This window comes from Pantoea sp. X-Soil-TKNS-1280, assembly GCF_059730475.1.
Genome location: NZ_AP035962.1, coordinates 3,943,356 through 3,964,643, shown reverse-complemented (window position 1 = coordinate 3,964,643; position 21,288 = coordinate 3,943,356). Strand labels below are relative to the sequence as shown.

25 protein-coding genes are annotated in these 21,288 nt (G+C 54.7%); 19 read left to right on the top strand and 6 right to left on the bottom strand.

Annotation, left to right across the window (positions count from 1 at the left end; all coding sequences use genetic code 11):
* Position 1 precedes the first annotated feature (1 nt).
* On the bottom strand, positions 2 to 634 hold the full coding sequence (gene crp, locus AC6I8X_RS18530) for a cAMP-activated global transcriptional regulator CRP (protein ID WP_013510795.1): 633 nt from the start codon (positions 632 to 634) through the stop codon (positions 2 to 4).
* 301 nt (positions 635 to 935) lie between these two features.
* On the opposite strand from crp, the gene AC6I8X_RS18525 reads away from it, so the two are divergent.
* The gene (locus AC6I8X_RS18525) at positions 936 to 1,340 is read left to right on the top strand and encodes an OsmC family protein (protein ID WP_497840258.1); all 405 of its coding nucleotides are present in this window, start codon (positions 936 to 938) and stop codon (positions 1,338 to 1,340) included.
* Between the two features lie 124 nt (positions 1,341 to 1,464).
* Here the strand turns inward: AC6I8X_RS18525 and AC6I8X_RS18520 are convergent, their stop codons facing one another.
* The 3 genes from AC6I8X_RS18520 to AC6I8X_RS18510 form a co-directional block, all read right to left on the bottom strand.
* Complete coding sequence (locus AC6I8X_RS18520; RefSeq protein ID WP_313682983.1) at positions 1,465 to 2,334, bottom strand: phosphoribulokinase; 870 nt, start codon at positions 2,332 to 2,334, stop codon at positions 1,465 to 1,467.
* Between the two features lie 61 nt (positions 2,335 to 2,395).
* Positions 2,396 to 2,614, bottom strand: coding sequence for a YheU family protein (locus AC6I8X_RS18515; protein WP_041526013.1), 219 nt, complete (start codon positions 2,612 to 2,614; stop codon positions 2,396 to 2,398).
* A 2-nt stretch (positions 2,615 to 2,616) separates the two neighbouring features.
* Complete coding sequence (locus AC6I8X_RS18510; RefSeq protein ID WP_313682988.1) at positions 2,617 to 3,633, bottom strand: hydrolase; 1,017 nt, start codon at positions 3,631 to 3,633, stop codon at positions 2,617 to 2,619.
* A gap of 60 nt (positions 3,634 to 3,693) precedes the next feature.
* Between AC6I8X_RS18510 and AC6I8X_RS18505 the strand changes: the two genes are divergently transcribed.
* The 5 genes from AC6I8X_RS18505 to tauD all read left to right on the top strand — a co-directional run bounded on the left by AC6I8X_RS18505 (position 3,694) and on the right by tauD (position 7,879).
* Positions 3,694 to 4,296 carry a LysE family translocator gene (locus AC6I8X_RS18505; protein ID WP_313682990.1) on the top strand — a complete coding sequence of 201 codons (603 nt, stop codon included), beginning with the start codon at positions 3,694 to 3,696 and terminating at the stop codon, positions 4,294 to 4,296.
* A gap of 160 nt (positions 4,297 to 4,456) precedes the next feature.
* Complete coding sequence (tauA, locus tag AC6I8X_RS18500; protein WP_497840257.1) at positions 4,457 to 5,437, top strand: taurine ABC transporter substrate-binding protein; 981 nt, start codon at positions 4,457 to 4,459, stop codon at positions 5,435 to 5,437.
* A gap of 11 nt (positions 5,438 to 5,448) precedes the next feature.
* Positions 5,449 to 6,216: a taurine ABC transporter ATP-binding subunit gene (gene tauB / locus AC6I8X_RS18495; RefSeq protein ID WP_313682992.1), complete on the top strand. Its 768-nt coding sequence runs from the start codon at positions 5,449 to 5,451 to the stop codon at positions 6,214 to 6,216.
* Positions 6,213 to 7,043 carry a taurine ABC transporter permease TauC gene (tauC, locus tag AC6I8X_RS18490; RefSeq protein WP_299447564.1) on the top strand — a complete coding sequence of 277 codons (831 nt, stop codon included), beginning with the start codon at positions 6,213 to 6,215 and terminating at the stop codon, positions 7,041 to 7,043. Before tauB ends, tauC begins: the two co-directional genes overlap by 4 nt.
* Positions 7,040 to 7,879: a taurine dioxygenase gene (gene tauD / locus AC6I8X_RS18485; protein WP_497840256.1), complete on the top strand. Its 840-nt coding sequence runs from the start codon at positions 7,040 to 7,042 to the stop codon at positions 7,877 to 7,879. The genes tauC and tauD overlap by 4 nt, the downstream gene beginning before the upstream one ends.
* Positions 7,880 to 7,969: 90 nt before the next feature.
* On the opposite strand, the gene AC6I8X_RS18480 is transcribed toward tauD, so the two are convergent.
* Positions 7,970 to 9,877, bottom strand: a complete 1,908-nt coding sequence (locus tag AC6I8X_RS18480; protein WP_313682996.1) for an ABC transporter ATP-binding protein — start codon at positions 9,875 to 9,877, stop codon at positions 7,970 to 7,972.
* A 122-nt stretch (positions 9,878 to 9,999) separates the two neighbouring features.
* Between AC6I8X_RS18480 and kefG the strand changes: the two genes are divergently transcribed.
* From kefG to slyD, 4 genes are all read left to right on the top strand, one after another.
* Positions 10,000 to 10,551 carry a glutathione-regulated potassium-efflux system ancillary protein KefG gene (gene kefG / locus AC6I8X_RS18475; protein WP_299447556.1) on the top strand — a complete coding sequence of 184 codons (552 nt, stop codon included), beginning with the start codon at positions 10,000 to 10,002 and terminating at the stop codon, positions 10,549 to 10,551.
* Positions 10,551 to 12,356, top strand: a complete 1,806-nt coding sequence (gene kefB, locus AC6I8X_RS18470) for a glutathione-regulated potassium-efflux system protein KefB (RefSeq protein WP_084877371.1) — start codon at positions 10,551 to 10,553, stop codon at positions 12,354 to 12,356. The genes kefG and kefB overlap by 1 nt, the downstream gene beginning before the upstream one ends.
* A 40-nt stretch (positions 12,357 to 12,396) precedes the next feature.
* A complete protein-coding gene (locus tag AC6I8X_RS18465) occupies positions 12,397 to 12,591 on the top strand; it encodes a YheV family putative zinc ribbon protein (protein ID WP_013510782.1) in 195 nt (64 codons plus the stop codon).
* A gap of 196 nt (positions 12,592 to 12,787) precedes the next feature.
* Entirely contained in the window at positions 12,788 to 13,351 is a 564-nt protein-coding gene (gene slyD / locus AC6I8X_RS18460) for a peptidylprolyl isomerase (protein ID WP_084877369.1), read from the top strand.
* Positions 13,352 to 13,383: 32 nt separating this feature from the next.
* Here the strand turns inward: slyD and AC6I8X_RS18455 are convergent, their stop codons facing one another.
* On the bottom strand, positions 13,384 to 13,602 hold the full coding sequence (locus tag AC6I8X_RS18455) for a protein SlyX (protein WP_299447545.1): 219 nt from the start codon (positions 13,600 to 13,602) through the stop codon (positions 13,384 to 13,386).
* A 272-nt stretch (positions 13,603 to 13,874) separates the two neighbouring features.
* Here AC6I8X_RS18455 and fkpA point away from each other — a divergent pair, with 272 nt between their 5' ends.
* The 9 genes from fkpA (at position 13,875) to tuf (ending at position 21,176) form a co-directional block, all read left to right on the top strand.
* Positions 13,875 to 14,705: an FKBP-type peptidyl-prolyl cis-trans isomerase gene (gene fkpA / locus AC6I8X_RS18450; RefSeq protein WP_299447542.1), complete on the top strand. Its 831-nt coding sequence runs from the start codon at positions 13,875 to 13,877 to the stop codon at positions 14,703 to 14,705.
* A gap of 171 nt (positions 14,706 to 14,876) precedes the next feature.
* Complete coding sequence (locus AC6I8X_RS18445) at positions 14,877 to 15,599, top strand: helix-turn-helix transcriptional regulator (RefSeq protein ID WP_313690054.1); 723 nt, start codon at positions 14,877 to 14,879, stop codon at positions 15,597 to 15,599.
* The gene (tusD, locus tag AC6I8X_RS18440) at positions 15,599 to 15,985 is read left to right on the top strand and encodes a sulfurtransferase complex subunit TusD (protein ID WP_310617062.1); all 387 of its coding nucleotides are present in this window, start codon (positions 15,599 to 15,601) and stop codon (positions 15,983 to 15,985) included. The genes AC6I8X_RS18445 and tusD overlap by 1 nt, the downstream gene beginning before the upstream one ends.
* The gene (tusC, locus tag AC6I8X_RS18435; RefSeq protein ID WP_313690047.1) at positions 15,985 to 16,344 is read left to right on the top strand and encodes a sulfurtransferase complex subunit TusC; all 360 of its coding nucleotides are present in this window, start codon (positions 15,985 to 15,987) and stop codon (positions 16,342 to 16,344) included. Before tusD ends, tusC begins: the two co-directional genes overlap by 1 nt.
* A gap of 9 nt (positions 16,345 to 16,353) precedes the next feature.
* Positions 16,354 to 16,641 (top strand): sulfurtransferase complex subunit TusB, encoded by a 288-nt coding sequence (gene tusB / locus AC6I8X_RS18430; protein ID WP_313690045.1) that lies wholly within the window; start codon positions 16,354 to 16,356, stop codon positions 16,639 to 16,641.
* Between the two features lie 130 nt (positions 16,642 to 16,771).
* The gene (rpsL, locus tag AC6I8X_RS18425) at positions 16,772 to 17,146 is read left to right on the top strand and encodes a 30S ribosomal protein S12 (RefSeq protein ID WP_003852912.1); all 375 of its coding nucleotides are present in this window, start codon (positions 16,772 to 16,774) and stop codon (positions 17,144 to 17,146) included.
* A 96-nt stretch (positions 17,147 to 17,242) separates the two neighbouring features.
* Positions 17,243 to 17,713 carry a 30S ribosomal protein S7 gene (gene rpsG / locus AC6I8X_RS18420; protein ID WP_084877349.1) on the top strand — a complete coding sequence of 157 codons (471 nt, stop codon included), beginning with the start codon at positions 17,243 to 17,245 and terminating at the stop codon, positions 17,711 to 17,713.
* 93 nt (positions 17,714 to 17,806) lie between these two features.
* A complete protein-coding gene (gene fusA, locus AC6I8X_RS18415; RefSeq protein ID WP_084877346.1) occupies positions 17,807 to 19,921 on the top strand; it encodes an elongation factor G in 2,115 nt (704 codons plus the stop codon).
* A 70-nt stretch (positions 19,922 to 19,991) separates the two neighbouring features.
* Positions 19,992 to 21,176, top strand: a complete 1,185-nt coding sequence (tuf, locus tag AC6I8X_RS18410; protein WP_084877335.1) for an elongation factor Tu — start codon at positions 19,992 to 19,994, stop codon at positions 21,174 to 21,176.
* Positions 21,177 to 21,288 lie beyond the last annotated feature (112 nt).

Sequence of the window (21,288 nt, the reverse complement as noted above, 5' to 3'; positions counted from 1 at the left end):
ATTAGCGGGTGCCGTAAACGACGATGGTTTTACCATGTGCGGAGATCAGGTTTTGATCTTCCAGCATTTTCAGAATACGGCCAACTGTCTCGCGTGAGCAGCCAACGATCTGACCAATTTCCTGACGGGTGATTTTGATCTGCATCCCGTCCGGGTGGGTCATGGCATCAGGCTGTTTGGCCAGATTGAGCAGCGTCTGCGCAATGCGACCGGTCACATCAAGGAAGGCAAGGTTGCCGACTTTTTCTGATGTCACCTGCAGGCGACGTGCCATCTGCGCCGAAAGACGCATTAAAATATCCGGGTTTACCTGAATCAGCTGACGGAATTTTTTGTAGGAAATTTCAGCCACTTCGCAGGCAGTTTTTGCTCGTACCCAGGCACTGCGTTCCTGACCTTCTTCAAACAGGCCAAGCTCGCCGATGAAATCCCCCTGATTGAGGTAGGAGAGAATCATCTCTTTGCCTTCTTCATCTTTAATCAGTACCGCAACGGCACCTTTCACGATGTAGTAGAGCGTTTCCGCTTTTTCACCCTGGTGAATCAGGGTGCTTTTGGATGGATATTTGTGAATATGGCAATGGGACAGGAACCATTCGAGTGTAGGGTCTGTTTGCGGTTTGCCGAGAACCATTCGCTATTATCCTCTGTTGTAATCGTGCCCAAAACACAGGGGGCAATTTTCCCTGTCAGGCGGTGAAATCGTAGAGCGCTTCCAGTAAAGGAAATTATTCGGGTGGACTCTTAAGCCAGGCTTCTGATTCTTCCCGCCTTCGTCTATTACGACGAAAATATTTTCAGCTCTGTTTGTAGCACAGCTTTTGCTAGCTGTCTTCTGTTGTCTCGCTTCAGCAAAAGGGCGATTAGTCTGGATTGCTGTTTCTCAGGTGAAAGCGTACTCTGGCGGCAAATCAGCCGATTCAGGAGAAAGAATAATGCAGGCACGGGTCAAATGGGTGGAAGGGCTTACCTTTCTCGGAGAATCCTCATCGGGTCATCAGGTATTAATGGATGGGAACTCGGGTGATAAAGCGCCGAGCCCGATGGAGATGGTGCTGATGGCGGCGGGGGGGTGCAGCGCGATTGACGTGGTGTCTATCCTGCAAAAAGGGCGCAATGAAGTGACCGATTGCGAGGTGAAACTCACCTCTGAACGTCGTGAAGAAGCGCCACGGATTTTTACACACATCAATCTGCATTTTATTGTCAGCGGCAAAGCGCTGGGCGATAAAGCGGTGGCGCGTGCGGTGGATTTGTCGGCAGAGAAATATTGTTCGGTGGCGATCATGCTGGGCAAAGGGGTAGAAATTACCCACAGCTATGAGGTGATTGAGCTATAGCACGAACGTAGCGGCGCGATTTATCGCGCGGATTTTTTCGTGCAGCATGCACGGTCAGGCGATTTATCGCGCGGATTATTCCGATATCGCGCACTGGAATTGCGCGATAAATCGCGCCGCTACATTATTCAATCCGTTTACCTTCAATCAGCCGCTGCACCAGCGGTGTCATAATCAACTCCATCGCCAGCCCCATTTTGCCACCCGGCACCACCAGGGTGTTCATATGCGAGATAAAGGAATCCTGAATCATCGCCAGCAGGTAAGGAAAGGCAATGCCTTCCAGCCCACGAAAATGGATCACCACAAAGCTTTCATCCAGCGACGGTATCTCACGTGCGGCAAACGGATTTGAGGTATCAACGGTGGGTACGCGCTGGAAGTTAATATGGGTGCGCGAGAACTGTGGCGTGATGAAGTTGATGTAATCCTCCATCGAACGTACCACCGAATCCATCACCGCTTCGCGTGAATGGCCGCGTTCGCTGGTGTCGCGAATCAACTTCTGAATCCACTCGAGGTTCACAATCGGCACCACGCCGACCAGCAAATCCACATGTTCGGCCACATTGTGTTGCTGCGTCACGACGCCGCCGTGCAAACCCTCATAAAACAGCACATCCGTGTTTTCCGGCAGCGGTTGCCACGGTGTAAAGGTGCCAGGAACCTGATTCCACGGCACGGCTTCATCATAGGTGTGAAGATATTTGCGCGACTGCCCGAGACCGGATTGGCCGTATTGTTTGAAAGTTTGCTCCAGCAGGCCAAAATCGTTGGCCTCCGGTCCGAAGTAGCTGATATGACGGCCCAGATCACGCGCTTTGCGGATCGCCATGTCCATCTCCGGACGCGTATAACGATGGAAACTGTCGCCTTCCACTTCTGCGGCGTGCAGATCCAGCTGCTGGAAAATTTTCCGGAAGGCAAGGCTGGTGGTGGTGGTTCCGGCCCCGCTGGAACCGGTAACGGCAATAACTGGATGCCTGGCTGACATGACAAAGCTCCCTGTGAAGTCCGGCGATGAGCATTGTTAGCACGAAATGCCGGGATGTGCATTAGCCGCGAAATTCACCGCGCGCCATGATATTGACGGTTTCGTGCAGTTCTGACCACACCAGCACCGCGTCACCGCGTTCCAGCTGGCGACGCACATCAGCGACTTTTTGCGCCAGACTGCGTTCCTGTTCACCGTAGTCGGTGCCTTCGCGTAATACAAAGGCTTCAATCAGGTTTTCCAGCGTTTCGGGGTCGAGTTGTTGCCACGGTATAATCACGATCACATATCCAGATAAGTTGATAGCCACTGTGGCACGCGTTGTTCCAGCCACATCTGTGGGCGCAGCAATGTTCCGCCGACAAAGCCAACGTGGCCGCCTTGCTGCGTCAATTGGTATTCAATTGACGAGGACAGTTGCTCCGGCTGCGGGATAACTGCGTCAGTCATGAAGGGATCGTCTTTGGCGTGAATGATCAGCAGCGGTTTACGAACATTGATTAAGTGCGGCATGGCGCTGGCGCGGTGATAATAATCTCCCGCATCGATAAATCCGTGCGCCCGTGAGGTGACGGCATCGTCAAAGTCGCGCAGACGCCGCAGGGTGCGTAGCTGGCGTAAATCCACCGGCAAGGTACCGGGCCAGGCGCGCAGCTTGCGCTTCGCATTTTTTTTCAGCTGCGTCAGCAAATAATGCTGATAAAAGCGTGAGAAACCGTTCTCCAGTTTCTGGCTGCACGGCTCCAGCAGCAGCGGTGCCGAGATAGCGACGGCGGCATCAAAAGGCGCATCACTGCCCTCCATCCCGGCGAGGCACGCCAGCATATTCGCGCCGAGCGAGACGCCCACTGCAGTGGTTGGCACGGTACCCCATTCACGCCTTAACCAGCGCAGGAAATAGCTCGCGTCTTCCGTTTCGCCGGAATGGTAAATACGATGCAGGCGATTGGGTTCGCCACTGCAACCACGAAAGTGCATCACCACTGCCAGCCAGCCACGCGCCTGACATGCCTGCATCAACCCGTGGGCATAGGGGCTGTGGAAACTTCCCTCTAAGCCGTGAAACAGGACCATGCGCGGTTTATGGGCGGCCTGCGCCGGATCTTCACTCCACGCGAGATCGACGAAATCACCATCCGGCAAATCAAGACGCTGCCAGTGCGGACGCAGGGTGACACGCCGCCGCAGCAGGCGCGGGAGCAGGGTTTGCAGATGCGGATTGCGAAAGCCACTCAGCGGGACGAAGGTCTCGCCGGGCGGAGAATCAAAATTACTGTGGTAAACGCTTGTCTGATGCATATCTCGCTGATAGTTTCGATGGGTTTTTGGCTTTCCTGGGTGAGGAGCACCCGAATCAACATGGAACTAAGTCTGTTTTTATCAATGCTGGGCTTTCTCTGGGTCGCTGCGATCACGCCAGGGCCTAATAATATGTTACTTACCGCCTCCGCTGCCAACTTTGGCTTTCTGCGTACCTTTTCGTTGTTAATCGGCATCATGATCGGTATGCAGGTGATGCTGCTGATGGTGGCCTTTGGCGTGGGTAGCCTCATCCTACTCTATCCTTCCCTTCATCTGGTTCTTAAAATTGCCGGTAGCCTCTATCTGTTGTGGCTGGCGTGGAAAATTGCTACCGCCGAGTATGAGACGCTGGACACGGATGCGGCCCCTCCGGTACCCACGCCGTTCTGGCAGGGAGGGCTGCTGCAACTGATTAACCCGAAAGCCTGGCTGATGGCGCTGGGTGCGGTTGCCAGCTTTAGTCTGGCCGGGGCCGCCTATCTGCATTCCGTGGTGGCCATCAGCATTGGTATGGCGCTGGTCAACGTGGTCTCCGGGGTGATCTGGATGGGGTTTGGTTCGATCATCGGCCGTCTGCTGCGCAGCCCACGGGCGTGGAAAATCTTTAACCTGGCGATGGGGATTTTGACTGCCGCCTGTGTGCTGTTGATTTGGCACTGAGTAAACCCGAGGCGCGGCAACGCGCCTTTTTGCTGTTTGCGCATAGCCTTGCCCGATGTTGATCTAAGAACCGATTTTCATTAGGGATAATTTTTAATTCCTTTATGAAACCATTGCTGCTGGCGACACTGCACCCAACATAAAAATATTGGGGTGCAAGATGATGGCAGTGAAGAAAACCATAACCACGTTAGCCGCAGCGCTGGCGTTGCTGACCTTCCAGGCCGAGGCGGTTAGCGTCACGGTGGCGTATCAGACCTCCGCGGAACCGGCCAAGGTGGCACAGGCCGATAACACCTTTGCCAAAGAGAGCGGAGCCAGCGTTGACTGGCGAAAGTTCGATAGCGGGGCCAGCGTGCTGCGCGCCCTGGCCTCCGGCGACGTGCAGATTGGCAATATCGGTTCCAGTCCGCTGGCGGTGGCCGCCACACAGCAACTGCCCATTGAAGCCTTCCTGTTAGCATCGCAGCTCGGTAATTCCGAGGCGCTGGTGGTGAAGAAATCCATCAGCCATCCCAAAGACCTGATCGGCAAACGTATCGCCGTCCCCTTTATCTCTACCACCCATTACAGCCTGCTGGCCGCATTGAAGCACTGGGGCATCAAACCCACCGATGTGCAGCTGGTTAACCTGCAACCGCCCGCAATCATTGCCGCCTGGCAGCGTGGCGATATTGACGGCGCTTACGTCTGGGCACCGGCGGTCAATGAACTGGAAAAGGATGGCAAAGTGCTGACCGACTCCTCACAGGTCGGCAAATGGGGCGCGCCGACGCTGGATGTCTGGGTGGTGCGTAAAGACTTTGCACAGCAGCACCCGGATATCGTCACGGCGTTTGCCCGCAGCGCGCTGGAGGCGCAGAAAGCCTATATCGATAACCCGCAACAGTGGCTGCAACAGCCGGACAACCTGAGCAAGCTGTCGCGCCTGAGCGGGGTGCCGGAAGCTCAGGTGCCGGGGCTGGTGCAGGGCAACACCTATCTCACTGCCCAGCAGCAGGTTGAGCAGCTTGGTAAGCCCGTCAATCAGGCGATTGTCGATACCGCGCATTTCCTGAAAGAGCAGGGCAAGGTGCCGGATGCGGCCAGTGATTACAGCGGCTTTGTCACCACCCGTTTCGTTGCTCCCTTAGTGAAATAACCGGAGGCTTTATGCTCAGCATCACTCATCTTAATGCGCGTTACGCCGGACAACCTGCGTTGCAGGACATCAACCTGCAACTGGATCAGCGTGAACTGTTGGTGGTGCTGGGACCGTCCGGGTGTGGCAAAACCACGTTACTCAATCTGATCGCCGGTTTCCTGCCGCTGGAATCCGGCAGCATCACGCTGGATGGCAAACCGGTGAACGGGCCGGGTGCCGAACGCGGCGTGGTGTTTCAGAACGAAGGGTTGTTGCCGTGGCGCAATGTGATCGACAACGTCGCCTTCGGTTTGCAACTGGCCGGGATGGCAAAGACCGATCGCCATGCCATCGCCCGGCGTCTGCTGGGCAAAGTGGGGCTGGAAGGAGCGGAAAAGCGTTTTATCTGGCAGCTCTCTGGGGGTCAACGTCAGCGCGTGGGGATTGCGCGTGCGCTGGCGGCTGACCCTCAGCTGCTGCTGTTAGATGAACCCTTTGGCGCGCTCGATGCTTTTACCCGTGAGCAGATGCAAACCCTGCTGCTGACGCTGTGGCGCGATACCGGCAAACAGATCCTGCTGATTACTCACGACATTGAAGAAGCGGTGTTTCTCGCCAGTGAACTGGTACTGCTGTCACCGGGACCTGGGCGAGTAGTGGAACGACTGAAGCTCGATTTTGGGCAGCGTTTTGCCGACGGTGAGCCCTGCCGCAGTATCAAATCCGATCCCGCATTTATTGAACGGCGCGAATACGTGCTGAACCAGGTGTTTGCTCAGCGGGAGGTGTTCGTATGAGTGCGTTAATTGATGATAAAGCGCGTGCGGCGCGCCGCCGTAATCTGCGCTGGCCCTTTTCGCGTCAGCTGTCCCTGAGCCTGTTAAGTGTGGCGGTGCTGCTGCTGGTGTGGTGGGGGGTAACGGCGCTGGGATTGATTGCGCCGCTGTTTCTGCCGCCACCGCAGCTGGTGCTGAAAAAGCTGCTGCTGATTGCCGGTCCACAGGGCTTTATGGATGCCACGCTGTGGCAGCATCTCGGTGCCAGCCTGACGCGGATGCTGGTGGCGCTGTTCTTCGCGGCGCTGATTGGCATTCCGGTAGGGATCGCCATGGGGCTGAGCCCGTCGATTCGTGGCCTGCTTGATCCGCTGATTGAACTCTATCGACCGGTGCCGCCGCTGGCTTATCTGCCGCTGATGGTGATCTGGTTCGGCATCGGTGAAACCTCAAAAATCTTACTGATTTACCTGGCGATTTTCGCGCCTGTCACCTTATCGACACTGGCGGGTGTGAAGAACGCCCAGCAGGTACGTATCCGTGCGGCACAGGCGCTTGGGGCTACACGCTGGCAATTGCTGCGCTGGGTGATTCTGCCGGGCGCGTTACCGGAAATCCTCACTGGCTTGCGTATTGGTCTCGGCGTCGGCTGGTCAACGCTGGTGGCAGCCGAACTGATTGCTGCCACCCGTGGGCTGGGCTTTATGGTGCAGTCGGCGGGCGAGTTCCTGGCAACGGATGTGGTGCTGGCGGGCATCGCGGTGATTGCGTTGATCGCTTTTAGTTTAGAACTGGGTCTGCGCGCCTTGCAGCGCCGTCTGACGCCCTGGAATGGAGAACAGCAATGAACGAACGTGTGATTTTCAGCGCGCTGGGGCCGTATATCGGTGCGCAGGTGAGTGATGTTGATCTCAGCCGGCCGCTGAGCGATGCGCAATTTGAACAGCTTTACCATGGCCTGCTGCGCCATCAGGTGTTGTTCCTGCGTCATCAGGTGATTACGCCCGAGCAGCAGCGCGCGCTGGCAGTGCGCTTTGGTGATTTACATATCCACCCGGTCTATCCGCATGCCGTCGGAGTGGAGGAGATCATCGTGCTGGATACGCATCAGGGCAACCCGCCCGATAGCGATAACTGGCACACCGATGTGACCTTTATCGAGACCCCCCCGGCGATCGCCATTCTGGCGGCCAAATTGCTGCCGGAAAGCGGCGGCGATACGCTATGGGCCAGCGGGATTGCGGCGTATGAAGCGTTATCCGAACCGTTTAAAACGCTGCTGGCAGGATTGCAGGCGGAGCATGACTTCAAAAAAGCATTCCAGGAATTTAAATATCGCAAAACGGCTGAAGAACATCAGCGCTGGCAGCAGGCGGTGGCGAAGCACCCGCCGGTGCTGCATCCGGTGATCCGTACCCATCCGGTCAGCGGTCGCAAGGCGTTGTTCGTCAACGAAGGATTTACCACGCGGCTGGTTGGGCTAAGCGAGAAGGAGAGTGCGGCGCTGCTCGGTTTCCTGTTTGCGCACATGACCAAACCTGAGTTTCAGGTGCGCTGGCGCTGGCAGGAAAATGATGTGGCGATTTGGGATAACCGCGTGACGCAGCATTATGCCAATGCGGATTATTATCCGGCGCGCCGGGTGATGCATCGGGCGACTATTCTGGGAGATATCCCGGTTTAACACGTTGTAGCGGCGCGATTTATCGCGCGGTCTTTGCCAGAGAATAAGGTCAAAAGAGCGCGATAAATCGCGCCGCTACGAACGGTGTGATTAAGGCGCAGCCAGCATCTGCTCCAGCTGCTCCTGGGCATCCAGCCAGGCCATTTCCGCTTCTTCCAGCGCCGTTTTACTCTCCGCCTGACGTTGCAGCGCGACAGTCAGATCCGCTTTGCGGTTTTGGTCGTAAATAGCGCTGTCGGACAGCAGCTGCTCGGCTTCGTTCAGCTGGCTCTGCCACTTCGCCATCTGTTTTTCGAGTTTCTCAATCTCTTTGCGTAGTGGCTGCGTCTGTGCGCGCAGTTCCGCATCACGACGCTTCTGATCTTTACGGGCCTGGGCGCTGTTGCCGCTTTCCTGCTTTGGTGCGGCATCCTGCTGCGCCTGCTGTTTTTGCAGGTCGCTCAGCCACTGCTGATAATCCTCAAGATCCCCTTCGAAGATATCCACTTTGCGATCGTGTACCAGGTACAAATCATCGGTAGTGGCGCGCAGCAAATGGCGGTCATGCGAGACCACCACCAGCGCACCTTCAAAATCAATCAGCGCCTCGGTTAATGCCTGGCGCATATCGAGATCGAGGTGGTTCGTTGGTTCATCAAGCAGCAACAGGTTCGGACGCTGCCAGACAATCAACGCCAGCACCAGACGCGCTTTTTCACCACCGGAGAAACGCTCAGTCACTTCGCTGACTTTATCGCCCTGGAAGCCAAAGCCGCCGAGGTAATCACGCAACTGCTGCTCCAGCGTTTTCGGCGCAAGGCGCGCCAGATGCTGCAACGGCGACTCGTCGGCACGCAGGAATTCCAGCTGGTGCTGGGCGAAGTAACCCAGCTTGATCCCTTTCGCCAGCCCAATTTCACCCGCCAGTGGGGTTAACTCGCCTGCCAGCAGTTTGATTAAGGTGGATTTACCCGCGCCGTTGCGCCCCAGCAGGCCAATACGTGAGCCGGGTACCAGGTTAAGTTTGATGGCGTCGAGAATGATGCGGTCACCGTAGCCTGCGGTCACTTTCTCCATTTTCAGCAGAGGATTGGGCAGGCTTTCTGGTGCACGGAAGCTGAAGCTGAATGGGTTATCGACGTGTGCGGGCGCAATCAGTTCCATGCGCTCCAGCATCTTGATGCGGCTCTGCGCCTGCTTCGCTTTGGTGGCCTGGGCGCGGAAACGATCGATATAACTTTGCAGGTGCGCCACTTTCTCCTGCTGGCTTTGATACAGCGCCTGCTGCTGCGCCAGTTTGGCGACGCGCTGACGCTCGAACGAACTGTAGTTGCCGGTGTATTCAAACATCGTCTGTTGTTCGATGTGGATGATCTTATCCACCACCGGATCGAGGAAGTCGCGGTCATGCGAAATCAGGATCAGCGTGCCTTCGTAGCTTTTTAACCAGCGCTCCAGCCAGATCACCGCATCGAGGTCGAGGTGGTTAGTCGGTTCATCGAGCAGCAGTAAATCAGAACGACACACCAGCGCCTGCGCGAGGTTAAGACGCATGCGCCAGCCGCCGGAGAAGTCGCTCACCGGACGCTGGAGCTGCTCCTGGGAGAAACCGAGACCGTGCAGCAGGCTGGAGGCGCGTGCCGGGATACTCCAGGCCTGGATCGCATCCAGTTTACCGTGCAGCAGCGCGATAGCGTTGCCATCGTTACGTGCGTTGGCATCGGCTAATTCAGATTCCAGCTGGCGATATTCGCGGTCGCCGTCGATAACATATTCCAGCGCGGCTTTACTGAGCGCTGGGGTTTCCTGATTGACCCAGGCCAGCGCCCAGTTACCAGGGAAGGTGGCGCTACCGGCATCACTGCTCATTTCACCTTTGAGCAGCGACAACAGCGTGGATTTGCCGCAGCCGTTTTTGCCCACCAGACCCACCTTCTGGCCGGGGTTGATGGTTGCAGTAGCGTTATCCAGCAGCACGTTGGTGCCGCGGCGAATTTGTAACGAGGAAAAGACAATCATAAGCGCCGTATCGTCAGAATATGTTAATTTACTGGCAACATAATTAGATGAACTGTTTAGTTGCGTCGAGCATGGTAGCGGAATTCCTGCGCTGTGACGATGCTTTGCTTTGGAGGGGAACGATGTCGCAGCCACCCAAAATCCTGCTGCTTTACGCCCATCCGGAATCACAGGATTCGATTGCCAATCGGGTTTTGCTGCAGTCGGCTATGGAACTGGACCACGTCACGGTACACGATTTATACGCCCACTATCCGGATTTCTTTATTGATATTCACTACGAGCAACAACTGCTGCGCGAACATCAAATCGTGGTTTTCCAGCATCCGCTGTATACCTACAGCTGCCCGGCACTGTTGAAAGAGTGGCTGGACCGGGTGCTGTCTCGCGGCTTCGCCAGTGGCGTAGATGGCAATGCGCTGGAGGGGAAATACTGGCGCAGCGTCGTCACCACCGGCGAGCCGGAAACCGCCTATCATCAGCATGGCCTCAATCGTTACCCGATGAGCGACATCATGCGTCCGTTTGAGCTGACGGCGCAGATGTGCCGTATGCATTGGATGACGCCGATGGTGATCTACTGGGCGCGACGCCAGACGCCGGAGGTATTGCGCCATTTTGCCCAGGCTTACAGCGATTGGCTCTCGTCACCGCTGCCGCAGGGAGGTGTGTAATGGAAGGACAAACGCTGCTTACTGCCGGTGTCATCTATCTGGTGGCGGCGGTGCTGATCGTCCCGATTGCGGCACGACTGGGCATCGGCGCGGTGCTGGGTTATCTGCTGGCAGGTATTGCCATCGGGCCGTGGGGATTGGGTTTTATCAGCGACGTGGACGAGATTCTGCACTTCTCTGAACTCGGCGTCGTATTCCTGATGTTTATCATCGGCCTGGAACTGAACCCGGCGAAACTCTGGGCGCTGCGGCGGTCGATTTTTGGGGTGGGTGCGGCTCAGGTGCTGATCTCTGCGGCGATTCTCGGGGTGCTGCTATGGCTGACCGATTTCTCCTGGCAGGCGGCAGTGATTGGCGGTATCGGCCTGGCAATGTCCTCGACGGCGATGGCACTGCAATTAATGCGTGATAAAGGCATGAATCGCAGCGAAGCCGGGCAGCTGGGTTTCTCGGTGCTGCTGTTCCAGGATTTAGCGGTGATCCCGGCGTTGGCGCTGGTGCCGCTGCTGGCGGGAGGAGGCGACAGCGGTCATGTAGACTGGCTGAAAGTCGGCATGAAGGTGCTGGCATTCGCCGGGATGCTGATTGGTGGCCGTTTTCTGCTGCGCCCGATTTTCCGCTTTATTGCTGCCTCCGGCGTGCGCGAAGTCTTTACCGCAGCTTCGTTACTGCTGGTGCTTGGCTCGGCGTTGTTTATGGATGCGCTGGGCCTGTCGATGGCGCTGGGGACTTTTATCGCCGGTATTCTGCTGGCGGAAAGTGAGTATCGCCATGAGCTGGAAGTGGCGATCGAACCCTTTAAAGGATTGCTGCTGGGGCTGTTCTTTATCTCCGTCGGCATGGCGCTGAATCTCGGCGTGCTCTACACCCACATCCTGGAAATCGTGCTCGGTGTGGTGATCCTGGTGGTGGTGAAAATCCTGGTGCTGTATGTGCTGGCGCGGGTTTATGGTCTGCGCAGTTCGGAGCGTCAGCAGTTTGCCGGGGTACTCAGCCAGGGCGGAGAGTTTGCCTTCGTGCTGTTTTCGGCCGCGGCATCGGCAAAGCTGTTTAGCGGCGATCAATTGCCGCTGCTGCTGGTGACGGTGACGTTGTCGATGATGACCACACCGCTGTTGATGCAGGGCATTGATCGTCTGCTGGCACGTCGCTTTAATGAACCGGATGACAACAGCGAGAAGCCGTTTGTCGAAGATGATCAACCGCAGGTGATTGTGGTGGGCTTTGGTCGTTTCGGCCAGGTGGTTGGCCGTTTACTGATGGCGAATAATAAGCGTATCACGGTGCTGGAGCGCGATATCTCAGCAGTTAGCCTGATGCGTAAATATGGCTACAAGGTTTACTATGGTGATGCTACCGAGCTGGAGCTGTTGCGCGCTGCGGGAGCGGCGACGGCACAATCCATCGTCATCACCTGTAATGAACCGGAAGATGCCATGACGATTGTGCATCTTTGCCAGCAGCATTTCCCGCAGTTGCAGATCCTCGCCCGGGCGCGTGGTCGTGTGGAAGCCCATGAACTGATTCAGGCGGGCGTGACGTTGTTCTCGCGTGAAACCTTCTCCAGTGCGCTGGAGCTGGGACGTAAAGCGCTGATCTCGCTGGGGATGCATCCACACCAGGCGCAACGTGCTCAACATCATTTCCGCCGTCTGGATATGCGTATGCTGCGTGAGCTGGTGCCCAATCAGACGGACAGCGCAACGGTTTCACGCGTGCGTGAGGCGCGTCGCGAGCTGGAGGATATCTTCCAGCGTGAAATGCAGCATGAAAAGCGTCAGTTTGATGGCTGGGATGATGAGTAACTACACTTACCTTATCCGTTGATGACGGGCAGGAAACAGTATGCGTAAACGTTTTATTGCCGGTGCGGTATGTCCGCACTGTCAGCAGAAAGACACGCTGGCCATGTGGCGTGAAAACAATGTAGATGTGGTGGAGTGCGTGAAGTGCGGCCATCAGATGCGTGAAGCGGATAAGCAGGTGCGCGATCAGGTTCGCAGTCAGGAACAGGTGATCGGCATTTTTCATCCCGAGTAGCGCAAGGGTGCAGCTTTTTTTAAGCTTAAACTTACAGCGGGATTGAATTCCGCTACAATCGGCGCCATTAACGCTGAGCAGAATGCGGCATTGCGTTGTCAGCATCCTCAGTCTTGAACCTTTCTGGTTGGTGTTTTTGCTCGCAAAAATGGACCAATGAGACGGGATTCGCAGTTCTCAACGGTTAGGAGATATCATGAAAGTAGCAAAAGACCTGGTGGTGAGCCTGGCGTATCAGGTTCGTACCGAAGACGGTGTGTTGGTTGACGAGTCACCGGTGAGCGCACCGTTGGACTATCTGCACGGCCATGGTTCCCTGATTTCTGGTCTGGAAAAAGCACTGGAAAATCATGCGGTAGGTGACAAGTTTGACGTGCATATCCCGGCAAACGACGCTTACGGTCAGTATGATGACAACCTGGTGCAGCGTGTACCGAAAGACGTATTTATGGGCGTTGACGAACTGCAGGTTGGCATGCGCTTCCTGGCAGAAACCGATCAGGGTCCGGTACCGGTTGAAATTACCGAAGTGGAAGACGAGCACGTGGTGGTTGATGGTAACCACATGCTGGCGGGTCAGAACCTGAACTTCAACGTGGAAGTGGTGGCGATTCGTGAAGCAACACCGGAAGAACTGGCTCACGGCCACGTTCACGGTGAGCACGGCCATGATCACGACCACGACCATGATCACGACCACGGTCATGAACACGGTAAAGGCGGCTGCGGCGGCCACGGTGGTTGCGGTTGTAACCACTAAGAATCAAGGCCACCCTCGCGGTGGCCTTTTGTTTAGTAGTGCGGGGGGGGAGTCTCTTCCGATTGCGACGCAATCATGGATGGCGCGGCGGCCTTAACCTTATCAACCAGCAGACGCACCTGCTCACGCAGTTTGCTCATCTCAAGTTCATGATGAACCACCGTCTGATTGAGTTGATCTATGGTGTGTTCCTGAAAAGCCAGCTTGCTCTCCAGCGCCTCAAGGCGTTGCTCCCATTCTGATTGTTGCATCACCACTCCTCGAATTACGGTGCTTCTCGCGTGTCGGCCGGGATTCTAAGTCTTTTGCTGCAGAATAACCCGATTTTTCACCAGAATTGGCCAGGATGCTTGAATGGGGACATTATGCCACCATCTCTGATGAAACTTCCTGATGCAAAAAAGGTCAGAGGTTGACCGGATTATTACGTTGTGGGAGTGTTCGCCGCTGCCACGTAAAGTTATAGTGTGGGCCACAGTCCGCAATGATTCCCGGGGCGAGAGGCTTCGGATTTGGAGAAAGGATGAAATCACTGTTTAAAGTCACATTGTTAGCTACCACTATGGCCGTCGTGCTGAACGCGCCGCTGGCAATGGCAGCAGAAGCTACCACAGCGCCGGCAGATGCTGCTCAGGCCGCGCCGCAGGCACCGAAAAATGCTGCCTTCAAAAATGAAGATCAGCAATCAGCCTATGCGCTGGGTGCGTCCCTGGGTCGCTACATGGACAACTCTCTGAAGGAACAAGAGAAACTGGGTATCAAACTGGACAAACAACAGCTGATCGCTGGTGTTCAGGATGCATTTGGCGGTAAGAGCAAACTCTCTGATGAAGAGATTGAGCAAACCCTGCAGGCGTTTGAAGGCCGCGTGAAAGGTGCTGCCCAGGCGAAGATGGAAAAAGACGCGAAAGAGAACGCCGATAAAGGCACCGCTTTTGCTGACAAATTCGCCAAAGAAAAAGGCGTGAAGAAAACCGAATCTGGCCTGCTCTATCAGGTTGAGAAAGAAGGCACCGGTGACGCGCCTAAAGACAGTGATACTGTCGTTGTGAACTACAAAGGTACGCTGATTGATGGTACCGAGTTCGACAACTCCTACACCCGTGGCGAGCCGCTGTCGTTCCGTCTGGATGGCGTCATCCCTGGCTGGACTGAAGGTCTGAAGCACGTGAAGAAAGGCGGCAAGATCAAGCTGGTCATTCCACCGCAACTGGCTTACGGTAAAAACGGCGTGCCGGGTATTCCGGCTAACTCTACGCTGGTGTTTGATGTTGAACTGCTCGATATCAAACCGGCGCCAAAAGCCGATGAGAAAACCCAGGCTCCAGCTGCTGCTGATCAGAAAGCACAGTAATCTGCCAGCCGCCGCCCCCAGGGCGGCGGTTTCATTTCCGCCTTATGACAAAGCTCTGGCATAAGCACTCGACATTTGCCAGACTAACGCCTGCACAACTACTACTATCAAAAAAATGAGTCTGCCCAGAGCTGCCGTGACAGGCTCCAGCCATTTAGGGTGATGTCTTCGATGTCTAATCCATTCAATCCTGGTGAACTGACTGACTTCGATTTACTGGAGCAACGTCCGTTTGAGCAAGCAGACTACGATATTCTGAAATCTTACGAGGCCGTGGTCGATGGCCTGGCGATGCTGATTGGCTCGCACTGTGAAATCGTGCTGCATTCGCTGGACGATTTAAAATGCTCTGCGGTGCGCATCGCGAATGGCGAGCACACCGGACGTAAAGTCGGATCGCCGATAACCGACCTGGCACTGCGTATGCTACACGATATGCACGGTGCAGACAGCAATGTCTCAAAAGCTTACTTCACCCGCGCCAAAAGTGGTGTGCTGATGAAGTCGGTCACGATTGCGATTCGCAATCGCCAGCAGCGGGTGATTGGCCTGCTGTGTATCAATATGAACCTCGATGTGCCGTTCTCGCAGATTATGTCGACTTTTATGCCGCCAGAGATGCAGCAGGTCGATTCCAATGTGAACTTTGCCAGTTCGGTTGAAGACCTGGTGACGCAGACGCTGGAGTTCACCATTGAAGAAGTGAGTGCCGATCGCAACGTGTCGAACAACGCCAAGAATCGTCAGGTGGTCCTCAATCTGTATGAAAAGGGGATTTTCGATATTAAAGATGCGATTAACCAGGTTGCCGATCGCCTCAATATTTCTAAGCACACGGTGTATCTCTATATTCGCCAGTTCAAGAGTGGTGACTTGCAGGGCCAGGATCGTTAATGCGCTATACCTTACTGGTAACCGGTCCGGCTTATGGGACACAACATGCCAGCAGCGCGTTGCTGTTTGCCCGGGCGTTGCTACAGGCCGGGCATCAGCTGGAAAGCGTGTTTTTCTATCGTGAAGGGGTACTCAACGCGAATCAGCTTACTGCTCCGGCCAGCGATGAAGTGGATCTGGTACGTGAGTGGCAGCAGTTACACCAGGCGCATGGCGTGGCGTTGAATATCTGTGTGGCGGCGGCGTTGCGGCGTGGCGTCACTGACGCTCAGGAAGCGGCACGATTGCAGCTGGCGGGCAGCAACCTGCAAGCTGGCTTTGTTTTAAGTGGACTGGGGGCATTGGCGGAAGCCGCGCTAACCTGTGACCGTCTGGTGCAATTCTGATGAATTCTGTCGCTTTTCTCTTTACCCAATCGCCCCATGGCAGCAGTGCTGGCAGGGAAGGGCTGGATGCGGTGCTGGCCACGGCAGCGCTGAGTGAGAACATTGCGTTGTTTTTTATTGGCGATGGCGTGCTGCAACTGAATTGCCATCAGCAACCTGAGACAATTCTGGCGCGCAACTATATCGCCACTTTTGGCGTGCTGGCGCTCTACGATATCGATCAGTGCTTTGTCTGCGAAGAGTCATTGCTGGCGCGTGGGCTGGATGCGACGTCACCGCGTGTGATGGCAGCAACGGTGCTGGATACGCCAACCCTGTGCCAAAAACTGGCGACTTATCACCGTATCATTCGTTTCTGAGACTTCATCATGCTGTACACGCTCATGCATTCACCCTGGCAATGCGATATCGACACCTTACTGCTGCTGCTGCAGAAGGAAGACGATCTGTTGCTACTTCAGGATGGCGTCACGGCAGCTTTGTCAGGCAGTGCCATGCTTAAAAAGCTGCTTAATTCCCCGGCTACGGTGTGGGTACTGCGGGAAGATGTGGTGGCACGCGGCCTGACTGCGCAAATTTCGACCAGTCTACCCTGTGTGGACTATACTGAATTCGTTGCTTTAACGGCGAAGCACCAACAGCAAATAGCCTGGTAACACGCTTTAACCTGGTTATTTCTTGACACCCTTTTGACACAGCCCTAAAATTCTGCCTCCTCGTAGTAATGCGAGGCGATTTATTACGTGTTTACGAAGCAAAAGCTAAAGCAAATCCAGGAGCTATTTAATGGCAACAGTTAACCAGCTGGTTCGCAAACCACGCGTCCGCAAAGTTGCAAAGAGCAACGTGCCGGCGCTGGAAGCTTGCCCGCAAAAACGTGGTGTTTGTACTCGTGTGTACACCACTACCCCGAAAAAACCTAACTCAGCGCTGCGTAAAGTATGCCGTGTGCGTCTGACCAACGGTTTCGAAGTGACTTCCTACATCGGTGGTGAAGGTCACAACCTGCAGGAGCACTCCGTGATCCTGATCCGTGGCGGTCGTGTTAAAGACCTGCCAGGTGTGCGTTACCACACCGTTCGTGGCGCGCTGGACTGCTCAGGTGTTAAAGACCGTAAGCAGGCTCGCTCCAAGTATGGCGTGAAGAAGCCAAAGGCTTAATGGTTCTCCGTTAAGTAAGGCCAAACGTTTTAACTTAAATGTCAAACTAAACTCGTAGAGTTTTGGACAATCCTGAATTAACAACGGAGTATTTCCATGCCACGTCGTCGCGTCATTGGTCAGCGTAAAATTCTGCCGGATCCTAAGTTCGGATCAGAGCTGCTGGCTAAATTTGTAAATATCCTGATGGTTGATGGTAAAAAATCAACTGCAGAATCAATCGTTTATACTGCTCTTGAGACCCTGGCTCAACGTTCTGGTAAAAACGCCCTGGAAGCTTTTGATGTTGCCCTCGAAAACGTGCGCCCGACTGTAGAAGTTAAGTCTCGCCGTGTTGGTGGTTCAACTTATCAGGTTCCAGTTGAAGTCCGTCCGGTCCGTCGTAATGCTCTGGCAATGCGTTGGATCGTAGATGCTGCTCGTAAACGCGGTGATAAATCTATGGCTCTGCGCCTGGCGAACGAACTTTCTGACGCTGCAGAAAACAAAGGTACTGCAGTTAAGAAACGTGAAGACGTTCACCGTATGGCAGAAGCCAACAAGGCGTTCGCACACTACCGCTGGTAATGACCACGTAGTTGTTGTTAAACCAGCGGGCGCTCGAACAGCCAACCCGCTGGGGTCGACTAACTTTGAACGTCCGAGAATCAGAGGAATCAAATGGCTCGTACAACACCCATTGCGCGCTACCGTAACATCGGTATCAGCGCACACATTGACGCCGGTAAAACTACTACTACCGAACGTATCCTGTTCTACACCGGTGTTAACCACAAAATCGGTGAAGTGCATGATGGCGCAGCGACCATGGACTGGATGGCCCAGGAGCAGGAGCGTGGTATTACTATCACCTCTGCAGCGACTACCGCATTCTGGTCTGGTATGGCTAAGCAGTTTGAGCCGCACCGCATCAACATCATCGACACCCCGGGACACGTTGACTTCACCATCGAAGTAGAACGTTCCATGCGTGTGCTCGACGGCGCAGTAATGGTTTACTGTGCAGTAGGTGGCGTGCAGCCGCAGTCTGAAACCGTATGGCGTCAGGCTAACAAATATAAAGTTCCACGCATTGCGTTCGTTAACAAAATGGACCGCATGGGTGCAAACTTCCTGAAAGTTGTAGGCCAGATTGAAAGCCGTCTGGGCGCGACTCCGGTACCTCTGCAGCTGGCTATCGGCGCAGAAGAACACTTCACCGGTGTTGTTGACCTGATCAAAATGAAAGCCATCAACTGGAACGATGAAGATCAGGGCGTTACCTTCGTTTACGAAGATATCCCGGCTAACATGCAGGAACTGGCTGAAGAATGGCGCCAGAAACTGATCGAGTCTGCTGCTGAAGCTTCTGACGAGCTGATGGAGAAATTCTTTGGTGGCGAAGAGCTGTCTGAAGAAGAGATCAAATCTGCTCTGCGTAAGCGCGTTCTGAACAACGAAATCATCCTGGTTACCTGTGGTTCTGCATTTAAGAACAAAGGTGTTCAGGCGATGCTGGATGCAGTTGTTGAGTACCTGCCGGCTCCGACCGACGTACCTGCAATCAACGGCATGCTGGACGATGGCAAAGACACCCCGGCTGAGCGTCACGCAAGTGATGACGAGCCGTTCTCTGCTCTGGCGTTCAAAATCGCAACTGACCCGTTCGTGGGTAACCTGACGTTCTTCCGCGTGTACTCTGGTGTGGTTAACTCCGGTGACACCGTACTGAACTCAGTGAAATCTGCACGTGAGCGTTTTGGTCGTATCGTTCAGATGCACGCCAACAAACGTGAAGAGATCAGCGAAGTTCGTGCAGGTGACATCGCCGCTGCTATCGGTCTGAAAGACGTTATCACCGGTGACACCCTGTGTGATCCGAACAACGTGATCATTCTGGAGCGTATGGAGTTCCCTGAGCCGGTAATCTCTATCGCTGTTGAGCCGAAAACCAAAGCTGACCAGGAAAAAATGGGTCTGGCTCTGGGTCGTCTGGCGAAAGAAGACCCGTCATTCCGCGTATGGACTGACGAAGAGTCTAACCAGACCATCATCGCTGGTATGGGTGAGCTGCACCTCGACATCATCGTTGACCGTATGAAGCGTGAATTCAACGTTGAAGCGAACGTAGGTAAACCTCAGGTTGCTTACCGTGAAGCGATCCGCGCGAAAGTTACCGATGTTGAAGGTAAACACGCGAAACAGTCTGGTGGTCGTGGTCAGTATGGCCATGTTGTGATCGACATGTACCCGCTGGAGCCTGGTTCGAACCCGAAAGGTTACGAATTCATCAACGACATTAAAGGTGGTGTGATTCCTGGTGAATACATCCCTGCCGTTGATAAAGGCATCCAGGAGCAGCTGAAATCTGGTCCGCTGGCTGGTTATCCGGTAGTAGACCTGGGTGTGCGTCTGCACTTCGGTTCTTACCATGATGTCGACTCCTCAGAGCTGGCATTTAAACTGGCTGCTTCTATCGCCTTCAAACAGGGCTTTAAGCAAGCGAAACCTGTTCTGCTTGAGCCGATCATGAAGGTTGAAGTAGAGACTCCGGAAGAGCACACCGGTGACGTTATCGGTGACCTGAGCAGACGTCGTGGTATGCTTAAAGGGCAGGAATCTAACGCTACTGGCGTTGAGATTCACGCTGAGGTTCCGCTGTCTGAAATGTTCGGATACGCAACCCAACTGCGTTCTCTGACCAAAGGCCGTGCTTCTTACTCCATGGAGTTCCTGAAGTACGATGATGCGCCGAACAACGTCGCTCAGGCCGTTATTGAAGCTCGTGGCAAATAAGGCTACGGTTTAAAAATTGTGAACAGATGCCTCTATCCTTGATAGAGGCATAACAGTAAGGATTATCGCCATGGCGAAAGAGCAATTTCAACGTAACAAACTGCACGTAAACGTGGGCACCATCGGTCACGTTGACCACGGTAAAACCACTCTGACTGCTGCGATCACCACCGTACTGGCTAAAACCTACGGCGGCCAGGCTCGTGCATTTGACCAGATCGACAACGCGCCGGAAGAGAAGGCTCGTGGTATCACCATCAACACTTCACACGTTGAGTACGAAACCCCGACTCGCCACTACGCGCACGTTGACTGCCCGGGCCACGCCGACTACGTGAAAAACATGATCACCGGTGCTGCTCAGATGGATGGCGCAATCCTGGTTGTTGCTGCGACTGACGGCCCGATGCCGCAGACCCGTGAGCACATCCTGCTGGGTCGTCAGGTTGGCGTTCCTTACATCATCGTGTTCCTGAACAAGTGTGACATGGTTGATGACGAAGAACTGCTGGAACTGGTTGAGATGGAAGTACGTGACCTGCTGTCACAGTACGACTTCCCGGGCGACGACACCCCGATCGTTCGTGGTTCAGCTCTGAAAGCGCTGGAAGGCGAAGCAGAGTGGGAAGCGAAAATCGTTGAGCTGGCTGGTCACCTGGATACTTACATCCCGGATCCGGTTCGTGCCATCGACCTGCCGTTCCTGCTGCCGATCGAAGACGTATTCTCAATCTCTGGCCGTGGTACCGTTGTTACCGGTCGTGTTGAGCGCGGCATCGTGAAAGTCGGCGACGAAGTTGAAATCGTTGGTATCAAAGCGACTGCAAAATCAACCTGTACTGGCGTTGAAATGTTCCGCAAACTGCTGGATCAGGGTCAGGCTGGTGAAAACTGTGGTGTTCTGCTGCGCGGTATCAAGCGTGAAGACATCCAGCGTGGTCAGGTACTGGCTAAGCCGGGCACCATCAAGCCGCACACTCAGTTCGAATCAGAAGTGTACGTACTGTCTAAAGACGAAGGCGGCCGTCATACTCCGTTCTTCAAAGGCTACCGTCCTCAGTTCTACTTCCGTACAACTGACGTAACCGGTTCAGTAGAACTGCCGGAAGGCGTAGAGATGGTAATGCCGGGCGACAACATCAAAATGGTTGTTACCCTGATTCACCCGATCGCGATGGACGAAGGTCTGCGCTTCGCAATCCGCGAAGGCGGCCGTACCGTTGGTGCGGGCGTTGTTGCTAAAGTTATCGCTTAATTGTGTTAACACAGATGGCCGCTTCGGTAGCCATCTGAGCAATTGAAAAAGGGCACTTCGGTGCTCTTTTTTTATGCTGAAAATTCCTCTCAGATTGATGCTAATCCCACAC